Annotated in this window: 17 protein-coding genes; 7 read left to right on the top strand and 10 right to left on the bottom strand. The window is 37.7% G+C overall.

All coding sequences use genetic code 11. The annotated features are described in order from the left end of the window. Positions 1-25: 25 nt before the first annotated feature. Complete coding sequence (gene gpmA, locus AC4NPH_RS26145) at positions 26-751, bottom strand: 2,3-diphosphoglycerate-dependent phosphoglycerate mutase (RefSeq protein ID WP_013055286.1); 726 nt, start codon at positions 749-751, stop codon at positions 26-28. Positions 752-932: 181 nt separating this feature from the next. On the opposite strand from gpmA, the gene AC4NPH_RS26140 reads away from it, so the two are divergent. Continuing rightward, positions 933-1,130 carry a hypothetical protein gene (locus AC4NPH_RS26140; protein ID WP_055989751.1) on the top strand — a complete coding sequence of 66 codons (198 nt, stop codon included), beginning with the start codon at positions 933-935 and terminating at the stop codon, positions 1,128-1,130. 38 nt (positions 1,131-1,168) lie between these two features. On the opposite strand, the gene AC4NPH_RS26135 is transcribed toward AC4NPH_RS26140, so the two are convergent. Then, positions 1,169-1,789 (bottom strand): NAD(P)-dependent oxidoreductase, encoded by a 621-nt coding sequence (locus AC4NPH_RS26135; protein WP_013055288.1) that lies wholly within the window; start codon positions 1,787-1,789, stop codon positions 1,169-1,171. 185 nt (positions 1,790-1,974) lie between these two features. Between AC4NPH_RS26135 and AC4NPH_RS26130 the strand changes: the two genes are divergently transcribed. Then, positions 1,975-3,240, top strand: a complete 1,266-nt coding sequence (locus tag AC4NPH_RS26130; protein ID WP_013055289.1) for a hemolysin family protein — start codon at positions 1,975-1,977, stop codon at positions 3,238-3,240. A gap of 65 nt (positions 3,241-3,305) precedes the next feature. Here AC4NPH_RS26130 and AC4NPH_RS26125 read toward each other — a convergent pair whose 3' ends face one another. After that, on the bottom strand, positions 3,306-3,524 hold the full coding sequence (locus AC4NPH_RS26125) for an alpha/beta-type small acid-soluble spore protein (RefSeq protein WP_013055290.1): 219 nt from the start codon (positions 3,522-3,524) through the stop codon (positions 3,306-3,308). A 370-nt stretch (positions 3,525-3,894) separates the two neighbouring features. On the opposite strand from AC4NPH_RS26125, the gene AC4NPH_RS26120 reads away from it, so the two are divergent. Then, complete coding sequence (locus AC4NPH_RS26120) at positions 3,895-4,059, top strand: hypothetical protein (protein ID WP_013055291.1); 165 nt, start codon at positions 3,895-3,897, stop codon at positions 4,057-4,059. Positions 4,060-4,083: 24 nt separating this feature from the next. On the opposite strand, the gene AC4NPH_RS26115 is transcribed toward AC4NPH_RS26120, so the two are convergent. From AC4NPH_RS26115 to AC4NPH_RS26085, 7 genes are all read right to left on the bottom strand, one after another. Then, the gene (locus AC4NPH_RS26115; protein WP_029320758.1) at positions 4,084-5,193 is read right to left on the bottom strand and encodes an ABC transporter ATP-binding protein; all 1,110 of its coding nucleotides are present in this window, start codon (positions 5,191-5,193) and stop codon (positions 4,084-4,086) included. A 139-nt stretch (positions 5,194-5,332) separates the two neighbouring features. Beyond that, entirely contained in the window at positions 5,333-6,235 is a 903-nt protein-coding gene (locus tag AC4NPH_RS26110) for a PucR family transcriptional regulator (protein ID WP_013055293.1), read from the bottom strand. 29 nt (positions 6,236-6,264) lie between these two features. Continuing rightward, positions 6,265-6,474, bottom strand: a complete 210-nt coding sequence (locus AC4NPH_RS26105; protein ID WP_098315379.1) for a YheE family protein — start codon at positions 6,472-6,474, stop codon at positions 6,265-6,267. Between the two features lie 66 nt (positions 6,475-6,540). Beyond that, entirely contained in the window at positions 6,541-7,701 is a 1,161-nt protein-coding gene (locus tag AC4NPH_RS26100) for a YheC/YheD family endospore coat-associated protein (protein ID WP_098315380.1), read from the bottom strand. Then, positions 7,698-9,047, bottom strand: a complete 1,350-nt coding sequence (locus AC4NPH_RS26095; RefSeq protein ID WP_013055296.1) for a YheC/YheD family endospore coat-associated protein — start codon at positions 9,045-9,047, stop codon at positions 7,698-7,700. Before AC4NPH_RS26095 ends, AC4NPH_RS26100 begins: the two co-directional genes overlap by 4 nt. A 4-nt stretch (positions 9,048-9,051) precedes the next feature. Beyond that, positions 9,052-10,131: a YheC/YheD family endospore coat-associated protein gene (locus AC4NPH_RS26090; protein ID WP_013055297.1), complete on the bottom strand. Its 1,080-nt coding sequence runs from the start codon at positions 10,129-10,131 to the stop codon at positions 9,052-9,054. After that, a complete protein-coding gene (locus AC4NPH_RS26085; RefSeq protein WP_041816495.1) occupies positions 10,128-11,474 on the bottom strand; it encodes a YheC/YheD family endospore coat-associated protein in 1,347 nt (448 codons plus the stop codon). Before AC4NPH_RS26085 ends, AC4NPH_RS26090 begins: the two co-directional genes overlap by 4 nt. A 187-nt stretch (positions 11,475-11,661) precedes the next feature. Here AC4NPH_RS26085 and AC4NPH_RS26080 point away from each other — a divergent pair, with 187 nt between their 5' ends. From AC4NPH_RS26080 to AC4NPH_RS26065, 4 genes are all read left to right on the top strand, one after another. Beyond that, on the top strand, positions 11,662-12,012 hold the full coding sequence (locus tag AC4NPH_RS26080; RefSeq protein WP_013055299.1) for a YlbF/YmcA family competence regulator: 351 nt from the start codon (positions 11,662-11,664) through the stop codon (positions 12,010-12,012). A 179-nt stretch (positions 12,013-12,191) separates the two neighbouring features. Continuing rightward, complete coding sequence (locus tag AC4NPH_RS26075) at positions 12,192-13,070, top strand: Cof-type HAD-IIB family hydrolase (protein ID WP_013055300.1); 879 nt, start codon at positions 12,192-12,194, stop codon at positions 13,068-13,070. Between the two features lie 150 nt (positions 13,071-13,220). Beyond that, entirely contained in the window at positions 13,221-13,379 is a 159-nt protein-coding gene (locus tag AC4NPH_RS26070) for a hypothetical protein (protein WP_013055301.1), read from the top strand. A 130-nt stretch (positions 13,380-13,509) separates the two neighbouring features. Next, complete coding sequence (locus tag AC4NPH_RS26065) at positions 13,510-15,012, top strand: coproporphyrinogen III oxidase (RefSeq protein ID WP_176532969.1); 1,503 nt, start codon at positions 13,510-13,512, stop codon at positions 15,010-15,012. The last annotated feature ends 43 nt before the right edge of the window (positions 15,013-15,055 follow it).

Raw genomic sequence — 15,055 nt, 5'->3', positions numbered from 1 at the left:
CGTGCCTACAATCTAGGCACGTTTTTTATGAAGAAGGAATATGTGTAGGAATCTCTCCATCGATGCCTAAATAATAATGTCTAAGGGGCTTTAAATTATCATCAAGCTCATAAACAAGCGGCACGCTTGTGGGAATATTCAAGTTCGCAATGCCATCAGGCGAAATGTTATCCAAATACTGCATCAGAGCTCTAATCGTATTACCGTGAGCGGAAATAATAACCTTTTTGCCAGCTTTAATAGAAGGAGCAATAGTTTCGTTCCAATATTCTAGAACCCGCTTTTCTGTATCGGCTAAGTTTTCCGTTACAGGAAATTGTCCCTTAGCTAATTCCTTATACTTAGGGTTGGAAGCTTCATAGCGAATATCTGTTGTCTTTAAAGCAGGAGGGCGTTCGTTCATCGACCTTCTCCACAAATGTACTTGCTCTTCTCCAAATTTTTTTGCGGTTTCTTCTTTGTTTAAACCTTGAAGAGCTCCGTAGTGCCGTTCATTCAACCTCCAAGATTTGTATATGGGAATCCACATGAAGTCCATTTGATGTAAGACAATCCATAGAGTGCGAATGGATCGTTTTAAAACAGAAGTATAGGCAATATCAAAAGTATATTCGTTTTTCTTTAGCACTTTTCCAGCTTCTCGCGCTTCTTGCAATCCATTTTTAGAAAGATCTACATCCGTCCAGCCTGTAAATTTATTTTCCAGATTCCACACGCTTTGTCCGTGCCGAATCAACACAAGTTTTATCATCGTGTTCTCCTTTCAACAGTGACTAAGGACTCTATTCTTTTTTATTATGAGAAGGAAAGAGTTTTTTATCCTAAAGCCGGGGAAAGGAGTTTTTATCATTTAGAAAAAGTGATGCTGAAAAGTAAAGCTTTAACTTTTTTACGCATATGATAAAAATAAAAAAGGGAAGGGAAGATAGTGGATGAGTGACCAAGAACGTCAGATTCAAGCGTTGCACAGCCAGATTGAAGATTTAAAAGAAGAAATGTATCAGATGAAGCTTGATATTAGCACATTAGAGAAAGAAAAAGGAAAGCCTGTTTTGACACCGGCTCTCGTTGGTCAAATAGGAAGTTTTGTTCTAGGTGGATTAGCTATAATTGGAATTTTCTGGATGTAGAACTTCTCGTTTTGAAAACGAAAAGTTCTCCTGATTTTTCAATAAGCAATTCCAACGCGGCATTTGGGAAATTTTTGAGCCCATATCTCATGATAGGTAAAGTGAGCGGTATCTCCCGTTGAAATTTTAACGGCATCAGCTGGTAAAATATCTTTTTCCACTCGATACGTGCCTGTTATTTCACCCTCAGGCAAGTATGTTGGGCATATAACCGTCCAGTTTAGATCACTTTCCTTCAAGTGTAAGTATCCTTTTAAATGATCTTCTGCTGCTCTGGTCGTTTTACGCTTTGATTCATTTGATTGAAAACGATACTTTTCTGGTTCTGTTCGTGATTGTAAGATGCCTGCAGTTCCAATAGTAAGAATACGATGAACGCCGTAATACTTCATGCTGTTTATAATAAGCGGCATACTTTTTGAAATCGTCTCTGCACCATCTGTATTTAACGCGCTGACTACGATATCTTGGTGCTTGAGGGCAAAGTTGATATTTTCTTGATGAAGTACATCGCCTTGTAAGATATGTAGGTTTGGATGACTAACCTGTAGCTTAGTGCGGTCTCTAACAAGTACAGTAACGTCGTTTTCATCTTTTAGCATCATTTTTAATAAAGACTGTCCAACTCGCCCTGTAGAGCCTAATAGTAAAATTTTCATTGGCTACACCCCTCTATAAAAGATAGTATCTGTTCTTTAGGATATACAATCTGTATACTTATTCATAATAAAAAGCATGCGTAGCATAAAGTAATACAAAGTTGATGAATGAAATATTCAACAACAAAAAAATTTGATATGATAAAAAGACAGAAAAATCAAAAAAATAGGAGAGTGAATGTCTTTTGGGAGACTTGCCTCTGAATCAAATGATGATATTAGTCGTTTTGCTTATGTTATCAGCTTTCTTTTCATCTGCTGAGACAGCCTTTTCAAGCGTAAATAAAATTCGTTTAAAACATTACGCTGAGAAAAAATATCGGGGAAGTAAAAAAGCGCTGCATATTGCTGAACACTTTGAGCAGACGCTATCGACAATTTTAGTAGGAAATATTGTCGTAAACATTGCTGCGTCCTCTTTGGCAGCTAAAATTGCCCTCGATATGTTTAAAGGAAACCTGGCACTTGTGATTAGTATCATCGTTATGACCATCATCATTTTGATTTTTGGTGAAGTCTTGCCAAAATCGTTAGCTAAAGAGCATGCCGAATCTTTTGCGCTGATGATTTCTTCCTTGTTATTTATTATTATTAAATTGTTAACCCCGATTTCCTTCTTATTTTTACAGGTGAAAAAAGGAACTTCTCACTTGTTAGCGTCTGCTCCTACACCAACGATTACAGAAGATGAAATTAAAGTGATGGTAGATTTAAGCGAAGAAGAAGGAACGATTAATAATATTGAAAAAGAGCTAGTTCATCGTTCACTCAATTTTAATGACATTGTGGTGGGGCAAATTTTAAAACCTAGAATAGATGTCACAGCAGTTGACGTAAATGCCGATATTGATTCGGTTTGTCAAATGTTTCTTGAAGAGAGATATTCGAGAGTGCCTGTATATGAAGATCATATTGATAATATTATTGGCATTTTATCAGAAAGAGAATTTTTAACCTGTTTAGTCCAAAGAAAAAAGATTTCTATTCGTGATTTGTTGAGACAACCTATTTTTGTAGTAGAATCCATGAAAATATCTGTTCTATTGCCAGAGCTCCAAAAAAGTAAGGTTCACATGGCAATTGTAGTTGATGAGTTTGGGGGAACGGCCGGTCTTGTGACCTTAGAGGATATATTAGAAGAAATTGTAGGAGAGATTTGGGATGAACATGATGAAGCTGTTAAGTATGTACACCGGATAGGAGAAAAGGAGTACGAATTTAACGCCGACATCCCTATTGATGAATTTTTAACCTATATAGCGGTTAGTTCTCCTGACAGTACGTGCCATACCTTAGGGGGATGGATATATGAGCAGTTTGATCATATTCCTGCTAAAGGAGACTTTTTCTCATATGAAGAGATATTGTTTACCATTAAGGAAGTAGAAAATCGACGTATTCGCAAAGTTTCCGTAAAATCATTTGCGAATAAGAATGAGGAAGCTGATTAAAAGAAACTAGAAAGCGCTCCAAGAAATCTTGGAGCGCTAAAGCCATAATATGAAATTAGTTAATATTAGTACTTGCCGCCTAGGTTTTGCTCAGCTAATTGTACTAAACGTTTTGTGATTTCGCCACCAACAGATCCGTTCGCACGAGCTGTTGCATCTGGTCCTAAGTTTACACCAAACTCACTAGCGATTTCGAACTTCATTTGATCGATAGCAGCTTGAGCACCAGGCGCTACTAACTTGTTTGATGAATTTCTGTTTGATGCGTTTTGATAATTTGCCATGTGTATTCATCTCCTCGTTAGATAAAATAGATTTTAATGGTTGAGTTAGCTGGAGTTGAACCAGCCGAGCAGATGCATCGATTAGATCTGCTTGCCTACCGCGGCGTAACTCAATGTTTGCGAGCTGTTGTGCTCGGTTGTTACTAGTATTATGGCGAAAGGGAAAAAAACATATACATAGAAATTTATTGGTAATTTATAGAAATTTTGTGTGGAGTTTGATAAAGAGTAAGAGAGTTTTATTCCGTGCATATTATAGGTACATATTGATCAGGTAAAGCGAGGTGTGCGGATGTCGATTTGTTCCTTATGTAATGGGTTTAGTGATGTACAAATGACGTGCAAAACATGTGGAGGAGTGCTGGGAGATATGGGAAAAGTCAGCGATTATTTCGATGATTACAGTGCTTACATGGAAATCGATCAGTTAAAAGTAGAAAATGGGTATCCTAGTGATTTAGCAAATCACCAATGTATTCATCTCTTTTACTGCTCTACTTGTCACAGTGAAGAATTGAAGCAAATACAGGAATAAAAAAAGACCCCTAGGGGTCTTTTTTTATTCCTGTTCAGCACGGATGCGCTGTTCAGATTCTGCATCAAAGAAATGCGCTTTGTTCATATCTAATGCTAAGTCTAGAGACTGAAGCGGTTTAATATCTGTTCTTGAATCTACGCGTGCTACAAAATCTTGTCCGCCAAGTTTAGAATAAAGCATGGTTTCAGCTCCCATTAACTCGGATACATCGACTTTGATTGTAACTTTTGTGCCAGGTGAAGATTCAATAAATACAGGCTCATCATGGAAATCTTCAGGACGGATGCCTAAAATAATTTGTTTGTTTAAATATCCTTGCTCGCGAAGTATTTTCATTTTACCTTCCGGAACTGCAAGAAGAGAATCGCCTACTTGAACCTTTCCGTCTTTTAACGTTCCGGTTAAGAAGTTCATAGCAGGAGAACCAATAAACCCGCCTACAAATACATTTTCAGGTTTTTCATATACTTCTTTTGGTGTACCAACCTGCTGGATAATCCCATCTTTCATAACAACTAAACGAGAAGCCATTGTCATTGCTTCGGTTTGGTCATGCGTTACGTAAATTGTCGTTGTACCCAAACGCTGGTGAAGCTTCGCAATTTCAGAGCGCATTTGCACACGTAATTTCGCGTCTAAGTTTGATAAAGGTTCGTCCATTAAGAAGACTTTAGCATCACGAACGATTGCACGACCTAGAGCTACACGCTGACGCTGTCCGCCGGATAATGCTTTTGGTTTGCGCTCTAAGTATTGCTCAAGTCCTAAAATACGAGCGGCATCTTTTACGCGGCGGTCGATTTCATCTTTTGGTAATTTACGAAGTTTTAAGCCAAAAGCCATGTTGTCATATACGCTCATATGCGGATACAATGCGTAGTTTTGGAATACCATTGCAATATCGCGATCTTTTGGAGCAACGTCATTTACACGCTTGCTGTCAATATAAAAATCACCTTTTGAAATTTCCTCTAGCCCTGCAACCATACGAAGCGTTGTCGATTTCCCGCAGCCGGAAGGCCCAACAAATACAATAAATTCTTTATCTTGAATGTGAAGGTTAAAATCTTTTACCGCCGTCACATCTTTATCATACATTTTATAAATATGTTCTAAACGTAATTCAGCCATTTCCATTTCCCCCTTGTATGTACTCTGTGAAACCGTTTTCTTAACTCTAGTGTAATTTTTTTTAATGAAACGGTAAATGGGAAACATGCACAAAAAAAAGAAAGAGTTTTCGTGCACTATTTACGAAAACCCTTTCATTTTATTTTCCATCTTGCGAATTTTTTAAAGCAAGAATGGCTAAGTAAGCAGACACAGCTCCTGTGAAGTGTTTGATATCAAGGTGTGTGCGATCAATAAACTTCTCAATTCTATACTGCAAGCTGTTGCGATGCATGTACAATTTCTTAGCAGCAAGAGATACGTTTAAATTACATTCTAAATAAACTTTAATCGTTTCTAAAAGATCTCCATCATCTTTTACTAAGTCAAGTAAATGTATCATATGATTTTGGATTGCCCCTGAAGACTCTTGCAGAACCAAATGGGGTAAAACGTCGGTAAAATGGATAACATGGTTTTGTTCGACTGTATGCTTAATTTGATAAAACCATTTCTTTTCACGCTCAAAAATTAATCGCGGTGAAGACGGAAAAAAGTGAATTTGTCCTTCAAAGAACTGAATCGAAGTTTCAAAATCATGACATAGCACCTCGATAGAATCTGATAAATTTTCAGTTAAGTCATTAGGATCATCAAAGGTTTCGATAACGATACCTGATTGTTTATCAATCCACAGCACAGTAACAGAGGTAGAATACAAGGCATGAAGCGCATTTTCAAACTCTATTTTTTGTTCAAACAAACGTTTAATTAAAAACTGGGTGAAGCGAAAAGAATGGTGCGTATGATGAGAGTGAATGACTTTTTCAGGTGCTTCAAATAACAGGTTTGACCAATACAATTGCTCTGGCGTCAGTAAAGAAACTTTCTCATCATAAGGAGTTAAAAAAGCAGAAAGTAACGCCTGCTCTTTTTGAGATAAAGCCGTGTGTTCAATTCCAATGAAGCCTTCATCACATGAAAACCATTTGTAACGTTCAAATTGAGAAGGGATTTTAGCCTTAATCATTTTATCCCCAAATAGTGTGTGCAGCTGTTTCATCTGTGCTCGTTCCCTTCGGTGAAAGCTTACTATTCATAAACGTGAAAAAGCATAAGCTCATGAATATAATCAAGTAATTGTGTTTCATCTATTTGATTAGAAAGCGCAGTTTTCCATACAATTTGTCCATCTTTTAAATAATCAGCCTCATAATAAACCCGATTCATATAAAACGAGATGTGCCAGCCTGGCATTCGATTATTTTGATACAGTGGCTTAACCTGAAAGTGTGAAACCATAAAGAAAATCTCCTTTCTCAATTAGTTATTATAAGCTTACCATGAGAAAAGGAGATGAAAAATCATTTAATCTAAAAATTTTGTTAATTTGTAAAATATGTTGCATATGTGTTTAGCACCTTGCGTTTGAATATCTGTTTCATCAAAAATCATCGGTTTTGCATTCACTTCAAACAAATAATACTGCCCTTGAGCTGACTTTGCCATATCAAGAGAAAATTCTTCAACTAGAGGGAAGGACTTTTGAAGGACTTGCCCGCACGTATTTACAAAAGACGAAAGAAAGGAAGTATCTACTTCATCTTCAAGATCTTGAAAAGGTGAAATGCTTCCGCCGTTTAAAGTATGTGTTGTAATGGATTGATAGGGACTATGTCGAATACCGACGCCGCTAATAACATATCGGCTATCTTTGTGATGCGCTAAAATACGTAAGTCATAGCGCCTGTCTTTGAATGGTTGCGTCTCAATCGCTTCTTGAATGAGATAAGCAGACCTGGGAAGGTCAATTGCTTTTAAAGAAGAAAATTCTTCTTTGCGTTTATGATCTTGGTAAATAATCGTATGCTTATGGGAAGATAATCGAAAAATTCCAGCACCTTTACTGCTGTTAATAGGCTTAAAGTAAAGGGAAGAGTGTTTTTGCAGAAGCTTAGCAATATCAATTTCTGGTGTTAAACGATAGGTTTTAGGAAGGTGAGAAGATAGTAGTGGATCCTTTGAAAATAATTGATATACTTTCCATTTTGAAAAAAAAGCGGAATTAAAAAATGGGATGTGCTTGCCTTTAATTTTTTGATGTAAAGATGTCAGCTTCTTGGTTTCTGATTTTCTTCCTGGATAACGATTATATATAACGTTTGGCAGCGGCAAAGTTGTTTTGATCCACTGCTTTTTTGCACTGTCAAAGCAATACCCTTCAAAGAAGTGATGAGACATTGTTTCTTCAGCGAATAAAGCAAGAAGCCCGCCTTTTTCTTGCAGGGTATGATGTAAGAGTTCTAATAAAGGGCGCTGTTTTACATTCAGTTTTTCCAAAACAGCTTTGTTCGTTAAAACTCCCACAATAGGACCGACTTTTTCTCCTTTTAAACGAAGAAAAGCTTGAGTAGAAGAAATGTTTTGAGTAAAGGGAAGTTCAATTTCTTGAACTCCCCATGTGTAAGATGCTGAAGGGTTATGATGAAACCACTGCTGCTTTTCTTTGTGATAGTAAATTGTAATCATATGCTGATGCCTTCAGGTGTATTTAGATAGTATCCAGATAAGTAAATCGCATATTCTAGAGAAAGTTTTCTAGTTTGTTGATCTGCTTTTCGTAAGGCAGGGTGTGAAAAAATAGAGCGACCGGGCTTAGAGTTAGCTTCAAACAGCCATACATTTCCTTGATAATCCACTCCAAAATCGAATCCAAGCTCTCCAATTAATCCGTTCAACTCCTGTTCAAGCACATGACTAATTGAGATAGCGGCATCTTTTAGCTTATTTTCAATTTCTTTCTTGTAAGAAGGGTTGGTGAATATTTTGGCTGTAGCTTCAATTTCTCCGCCGTAATCAAGATGCGTAGTGATGCTGTTGGGACCGGCTACTTTAGCAGCTAAAGCAGTAAGCACCCATTGGTTATTCCCGTCTTTATTCGTATGCACGCGAAAGTCTACACAGCGCTTTTCTTTTTTGATTAATGAAATACCTTGCTGAGCAATGTAGGAAGGATTAGTAAGTAAATATTCAAATTCTGATAATAGATCCTCTAAGGTTTCTTTTTCTCGAACATGAAGACCTTTTTCTCCTTTATAAGTCAGCGTGTACAGGGAATCCTTAAAAGATAGGGTATAAATGCCCCGGCCTAAGCTTCCGTTTTTCGGTTTTAAATAAACGGTTTGATGAAGAAGCAGAAGTTTTTTTATTTGCTCACACGAAGGACTTTCAACTGTGTAAGGTAACAAATAGGCTGTCTGCTCGTTCAGTTTTAAAAGCTCATGAATTTCCCACTTGTTGAAAAAATCAGGATTAAAAAATGGAATGCCGTAATCAGTCATCATCTTTTCTTTAATGAACTTAAAAGGAGCTAACCCCTCTGTTTTTCGATTTGGCAAACGATTATATACAACGTTAGGAAGCGGGATTTCATGCTGTGTCCAGCCGCTTTCTTCATAAAAATAGCCGTTTATGGTCCCGGTTTCCCAGTTGATATGATGAGTTCCAAAAATAAAAGGCAGTCCCCCTGTTATACTTGCAGTAGAAAGAAGTTTAGCTAAGTGAAGGGAACGCTTTCCAATTGGCCGCAGCAGAGAACCAGTAAAACCAGCGGATAACACACCGATTAAAGGTCCTAAGTGAATGGTCTCATTCACAATAATAGGTTGCATCATATGGGCGAAAGGAATTTGAAGTTTTGTCATTAGCTCAGCTGAAATCTGAATTTCTTCACGTTCTGAAGATTGTATAAGGCATGGAGCTGTCATTGTTCCAAAAGCTGCTTGTTTCAAGGAGTCTTTGTAAAGAGATGCAGGAACAGAAAGATCGCAGCCTAGCTGCTCTACTATAACAAGGCGAGTGAGAGTTTTTTTCATAGCATTACTCCTTACGATACGATAGTGTGTTAGCTAAATAGACGCAGTAAGACAGGATATTTTTATACATGACTTCTTTTTGTTCAGGTGCTGTCTCCATTACTATTTTTCTTCCCGGTTTCGAATTTAGATCTAGAATCCAGATGCTGAAGTCTCTCGAGATACATAAATCAATACCTAATTCAAAAAGAGAAGGAAAGTGATTTTCCAGTACGGACGGAATCGTTTTACAAATGGTGTTGATTTCATCCATTACATATTGACGATGAACGCGAGGGATGCGAGGCAGCAAGTTCTCAAAGGGTACAATAGATGCTCCTGAACTTACATTTGTTACGATGGAGTCCCGTTCACCTTGTCTAATTCCTCTTCCAATTTCTTTCCAAGCACCATCGCTTCCTTTTTGTAATAGCAGTCTTATATCAAAAGGAGTGCGTTCATAAGGGAAAAATGAAATATGGGGCTGAGCAATATACAGTACATCACGGGTCGTTTTCGTAAACCAGTTCTTAAACTCCTGAAAAGAGGAAAATAGAATGGTGTTTACAATGTCATTTTGTTGATAAGAAGCTTCAATTTCACGTCCGCGCTGTCTTAATTTCACAATCCCTTTACCTTGTGAGCCGTTGGCAGGTTTAATCATTAGGCTATCGTTTGTTCGAAGCAGCTGAACAAGTTGCTCTACACTTTCGATTGGAGTGGTAGGAGGAATATATGAAGATAAATAGCTATCTTTTTTAATTACTTCATAGACATCTAGCTTATTGGGTAATCCATGGCCTAAAAATGTAACATCTTCCCGCTGTTTAAGCCAGTTTACAATAGGGCGAGCCTTTTTAGACAGAGAGTCTTTTCGATAAAAGCAGCGATCGTAAATAAACGAAGGAAGTAAGAAGGAATCTTCTATCCATTTCTTTTGTTGTAAATCGTAGCGGAAGCCTTCAATATTTTCGGTGTTAGGATGAATGTTAAAAGGAGTAAAACGGTATATTTCAATCGAAAACTCAGAAGCATGTTTAGCAATTTCGGTCACGTACTCCACTTCTTGCTGTGGGTGAATCGTTAAAAAGCCTAATGAAATCATCGTAAATCCTCCTTGGGAAATTGAAAATTCGTTGCATGCAGACAATAATCAAGCAGTGCTTTTGTTGATGGACGGACGGAGAAAGCGCTTGAATCGGATTGTTTGGAAGGTTTAACATTTACTTCAATAATCCAAGGCTTTCCTTCTTGGTCAATCGCTAAATCAATACCGAATTCTGCATAAAGTTCAGACGGATGAGAAAGCTGCGTGCAAATTTCAATGGCAATCTCTTTTAAAAGTGAAAGGATATGGCGCGTAGTTTTTGAATCATAGAGCTGAGTTAACACTTGCTGAGGAGGATGAATATCTCCTCCACGGGCAAGATTTGAGACGAAATTGCCGGGTTTTGATACACGTGTGACAATGGACGTGATTTTCCACGTCAAGTCGTCTTTTTTATGACAGAGAATGCGAAAATCAAAAGGGCACTGTTTGTATGTCTGCAGTGAAATTCCTTCTTGGATGAGGAATCCTTGCCTTTTTAATTGACTATAAAGCGTTTCAAATAAGTCATAAAGAGATTCATATTCTTTTTCATACGTCTGCGTAAACGTTGTATAGTCTAAAATATATTTCTCTTTTTTGGAAATTTTAAAAATGTTTTTTCCTTGGCTACCATGAACAGGCTTCAAAAAAACATCGTCATGAAGTTCCAAAGCGTCAAGAAGATCTTGACGTGAACGAAGCTGATACGTTTTTGGCAAATATGGAAGCAAGTATACGACGTCTTTAAGCTGTTGAAAAACCGTCCATTTATTTAAGTAGCGTGCGTTAAAGAAAGGAACGTCATGTTCTTTTAAAAATGTTTTAAAGGTTTGAAAATCAGCGGTTTGCTCCGTTTTCCTGGCATGAATCCGATTGTGTACGATTCCAGGAAAGGGAACTTCTGAATAAACCCATCGATCAGCGCGATAAACATATCCTTTAGGGGATAATGACTTCACGTCGCTTAATTTGCTCACATAGCAAAAACACCCTAACTCCTTGCAAGCTTGAACAAATTCCTTACAAAATACAGAAATGGAGCCAAAGAGTTCTTCATCTTCTCGAACTTCTGTTACGATGCTAATTACGGGTCCCAACCTAAACGTGTTCTCTTCATAAATGCCTCTCAGCTGATGCGTTTCATAGGGAAAGCGAAAGTCTGTAAATAGAGCTTCTGACATCATGAAACAGCATTCTCGATGCTGAAAAACGGTGGCTTCGACTTTTTTCGTGATGGAGCCTACTGTTAACGTAAACTCGTGCTTGCACTTCACACGGGAGAACAGAGCAGAACTAATGTAAATGTCGCTGCTCATATGGTTCTCTAGTGGTTTTAGAGAAATGGTAAAAGTATTCATAAACGAATCCTCTTTTTCTTTCCTTTAGTAGGCGAATGCTGATATATACTATGAGGAATTAGCCCAATCTGTGAAGAGAATTTATCGGTTTCTGAGAAAATAAAGGTCTTAAGCTGAATTTTATATAATAATTTGTTATAGTTAGGGAAGTCAAGAAATTATAGAACTTAATTAGGAGGAACTTAACGTGTCTGTAAACTTACATGATGTAGCAAATGATTTAGAAAAAGCAATTCGTCAAAGCGACGATTACACAAACTTAAAAAACTTATATGCAGCAGTAAACGCTGATCAAGGTTCAAAACAATTATTTGAGCGTTTCCGTACAATGCAAATGGAGCTGCAACAAAAGCAAATGATGGGCCAAGAAATCACTGAAGAAGAAGTTCAGCAAGCTCAACAAACAGTTGCAATCGTTCAACAAGATCAAAATATCGCGAAGCTAATGGAAGCTGAGCAGCGTATGAGCATGGTAATTGGTGAATTAAACAAAATTATCATGAAGCCACTTGAAGAACTTTACGGTGCGGCTGAATAAGAGATAGAGGATAGAGGAAAAGAGAAATCTTTTCCTCTTTTTTTATGCGGAAATTCCTTCTAATTGTGCAGTTCTGCTCATAAGCTTAGTAACAAGGCTACACATGCCGACTATCATGAAAAGGTCATTTATAACCGTATCCTAACGGATTAGACATCTATGAAAGAAGGGGTTCTCATATGGCTTATCGATTGCTAGCGTTGAATATTGATGGAACCATTTTAAATAGCCAAGGGCGCGTTACAAAAGAAACGAAAGACGCAATTCAATTCGTGAAAAATAAAGGGGTTTACGTTACGTTAGTAACAAACAGGCATTTTCCGTCTGCTAAAAAAATTGCTCGGTCACTTAAAGTTCATCCAGCAATGCTAATTACTCATAGCGGTGCCTTTATCGGAACATCGATAGACAAACCGATACTAGATAAGAGAATTAGCGAGGAAAAAACATTTAATCTCATTCAGCTTTTTGAAAATTTTAATTGTCATGTCCGCATTTTACATGAAAGGTTTTCAATTGGAAATCGTGTAAAGCTTCCCAATAATATTGTAGCTAAAAGCGTGTTAAAAACGGGAGAACCGCTCTTTTATCCCGTGCAGTTCGTAGATTCATTAGGAGATACGCTTCGTGATGAACCTGTTTCTACGCCAAAAATAGAAGTGTATTTTGCAGATCGTAGAGAAAAAGAATACGCCGAGCAAACAATTGCTAGTGCAGTTCCGGATATTGAATGGTTTTCGTATCCAAATGAAAATAGATGTTATATTACGCCAAAAGGAGCCACAAAAGCTGCCGGCGTTCGTTATGTAGCAAATCGTCTAGGGATACCAATGGAAGACGTAGTAGCAATTGGAAATTGCTATGATGATTTAGAAACGATTGAACATGCAGGAATGGGTGTGGCCATGGGCAATTCACCAACAGAATTAAAAATGCTTGCGGATTGGGTTACTCGTTCTAATAATGAAAATGGTGTAGCCTATATGGTGAAAGAATTATTTAGAAAGCAGCAGCGCCTTGGTTATCTTCATCAAATTGACAGCTTTCGTTTAAAATAAATAAAGGAAAAAAGAGGCTAGAACAAAAGCAGTTTAGCCGAAGGAAGATCCGAACGATGAATCGAGATTCTTGATAGAGAATCCAATTCGTTCGGGTTTTTTTATTGGTAGGGTGAACGTAGGTTTCATATATGTAGGTGCTTCTAGCTGTTGATTGGAGGGCAAGGCGAAGGCTTCTGCGGGAAAAGCGCAAGCGACGAGAAGGCTCATCGGCCGCTCGCGGAAAGCAAAACCTTGCACGGAAATCAACAAAGTGTAACAAGCGGTTCAGCTCATGTGTCTCATTTGTTCGTCTTTAGATTGAATTAATGTAGTTATGGCTCAATCTCTTTTTCCGTTTGTTTCCTGTCTGCGCATTCCCTTGAGCTGAGCACCTTGACCGGACATACGTAGGTTTTGTAAACTGATTACTTAGATAGAATTGATTTGAAAGGTGATTATATTGAACATTTATATAAAAGGTATAGAAGATGAGCGTTTTTTACGTCCGCTTCACCGAATTTCAGATTTGTTTTTTGAAGAAAGCAACGTCTCCTTTGAGGATGATAACGAAGCTCAGCTGAAGGTCGAAGTAGAGCTAAAAGTTCATGAAGAAATTTATGCGAAAGCAGTGCTGCATGACGCTGAAACGGACAAGGTGTTTACAGAAGAGCTTGCTAAATCGTTTACGCCGTATGAAACAGAAAAAGAAAAATTTAAGCAAATAAAAAATGTGGTGCTTCGCGTCTACTTATCTGTACTACAGGAGTATACAAGCATTGTTCAAAAATGGGGTATTTTAACTGGTATACGTCCGACGAAGCTGCTTCATATGAAACTGCAGTCAGGCAAAAGTAAAGAACAAGCGCATCGTGAGCTAAAGGAAGAATATTTAATCACCGATGACAAAATTAATTTAATGCAGCATATTGTGGATCGTCAACTAGCAGCTATTCCCGATTTACATGAGTTAAAGAACGAGGTAAGCATTTATATAGGCATTCCGTTTTGTCCGACGAAGTGTGCATACTGTACATTCCCAGCCTATGCGATTAACGGACGTCAAGGATCCGTTACGTCATTTTTAGGCGGCTTGCATTATGAGATGCGTGAAGTAGGAAAATGGCTAAAAGACAATAACGTCAAGATTACAACCGTCTATTATGGCGGAGGCACACCAACGAGCATTACCGCTGAAGAAATGGATATGCTGTATGAAGAGATGTATGAATCGTTCCCGGATGTACAAAATATCCGTGAAATTACGGTAGAAGCAGGAAGACCCGATACGATTACGGAAGAAAAGCTAGCTGTTTTGAACAAATGGAATATTGACCGGATTAGTGTAAATCCGCAGTCTTATATTCAAGAAACCTTAAAAGCTATTGGACGTCATCATACGGTTGAAGAAACTATTGATAAATTTCATCTTTCTCGAAAAATGGGGATGAATAACATTAACATGGATTTAATTATTGGTCTTCCAAATGAAGGTGTAGAAGAATTTCAGCATACGCTAGACGAATCTAAAAAATTGCTTCCTGAATCTTTAACTGTTCATACGCTATCGTTTAAACGCGCGTCTGAAATGACTCAAAATAAACGGAAATACAAAGTGGCAGATCGCTATGAAATTGGTAAAATGATGGATTTAGCGACTGAGTGGACTCAAGAACAAGGGTATGAACCTTATTATTTATATCGCCAAAAAAATATTTTAGGTAATTTAGAGAACGTTGGATATTCATTCCCTGGTCAAGAGAGCCTGTACAATATTATGATCATGGAAGAAAAGCAGACGATTATTGGTCTGGGATGCGGGGCATCCAGTAAGTTCGTGCATCCAGAAACAGGCATTATTACAAGGTTTGCGAATCCAAAAGACCCAAAATCGTACAACGATGGATTCGAGCACTACACCCAAGAGAAACTCAAGATTTTAGATGAATTGTTTAGGACATAAAAAGGTCACTTTTTAGTGATCTTTTTTTATTTTCAGCAGGGAA

The sequence above is a fragment of the Priestia sp. MDV22-iso46 genome (assembly GCF_058629175.1).
This window is presented reverse-complemented; position numbering and strand designations above follow the sequence as displayed.

Bases quoted from the DNA above. Each gene is read 5' to 3' on its own strand.
- AC4NPH_RS26100 (WP_098315380.1), bottom strand. From the start codon at position 7,701: ATGATTACAATTTACTATCACAAAGAAAAGCAGCAGTGGTTTCATCAT.
- AC4NPH_RS26120 (WP_013055291.1), top strand. From the start codon at position 3,895: ATGGGAAAAGTCAGCGATTATTTCGATGATTACAGTGCTTACATGGAA.
- AC4NPH_RS26105 (WP_098315379.1), bottom strand. From the start codon at position 6,474: ATGGTTTCACACTTTCAGGTTAAGCCACTGTATCAAAATAATCGAATG.
- AC4NPH_RS26090 (WP_013055297.1), bottom strand. From the start codon at position 10,131: ATGATTTCATTAGGCTTTTTAACGATTCACCCACAGCAAGAAGTGGAG.
- AC4NPH_RS26125 (WP_013055290.1), bottom strand. From the start codon at position 3,524: ATGGCAAATTATCAAAACGCATCAAACAGAAATTCATCAAACAAGTTA.
- AC4NPH_RS26140 (WP_055989751.1), top strand. From the start codon at position 933: ATGAGTGACCAAGAACGTCAGATTCAAGCGTTGCACAGCCAGATTGAA.
- AC4NPH_RS26075 (WP_013055300.1), top strand. From the start codon at position 12,192: ATGGCTTATCGATTGCTAGCGTTGAATATTGATGGAACCATTTTAAAT.
- gpmA (WP_013055286.1), bottom strand. From the start codon at position 751: ATGATAAAACTTGTGTTGATTCGGCACGGACAAAGCGTGTGGAATCTG.
- AC4NPH_RS26115 (WP_029320758.1), bottom strand. From the start codon at position 5,193: ATGGCTGAATTACGTTTAGAACATATTTATAAAATGTATGATAAAGAT.
- AC4NPH_RS26135 (WP_013055288.1), bottom strand. From the start codon at position 1,789: ATGAAAATTTTACTATTAGGCTCTACAGGGCGAGTTGGACAGTCTTTA.
- AC4NPH_RS26110 (WP_013055293.1), bottom strand. From the start codon at position 6,235: ATGAAACAGCTGCACACACTATTTGGGGATAAAATGATTAAGGCTAAA.
- AC4NPH_RS26085 (WP_041816495.1), bottom strand. From the start codon at position 11,474: ATGAATACTTTTACCATTTCTCTAAAACCACTAGAGAACCATATGAGC.
- AC4NPH_RS26095 (WP_013055296.1), bottom strand. From the start codon at position 9,047: ATGAAAAAAACTCTCACTCGCCTTGTTATAGTAGAGCAGCTAGGCTGC.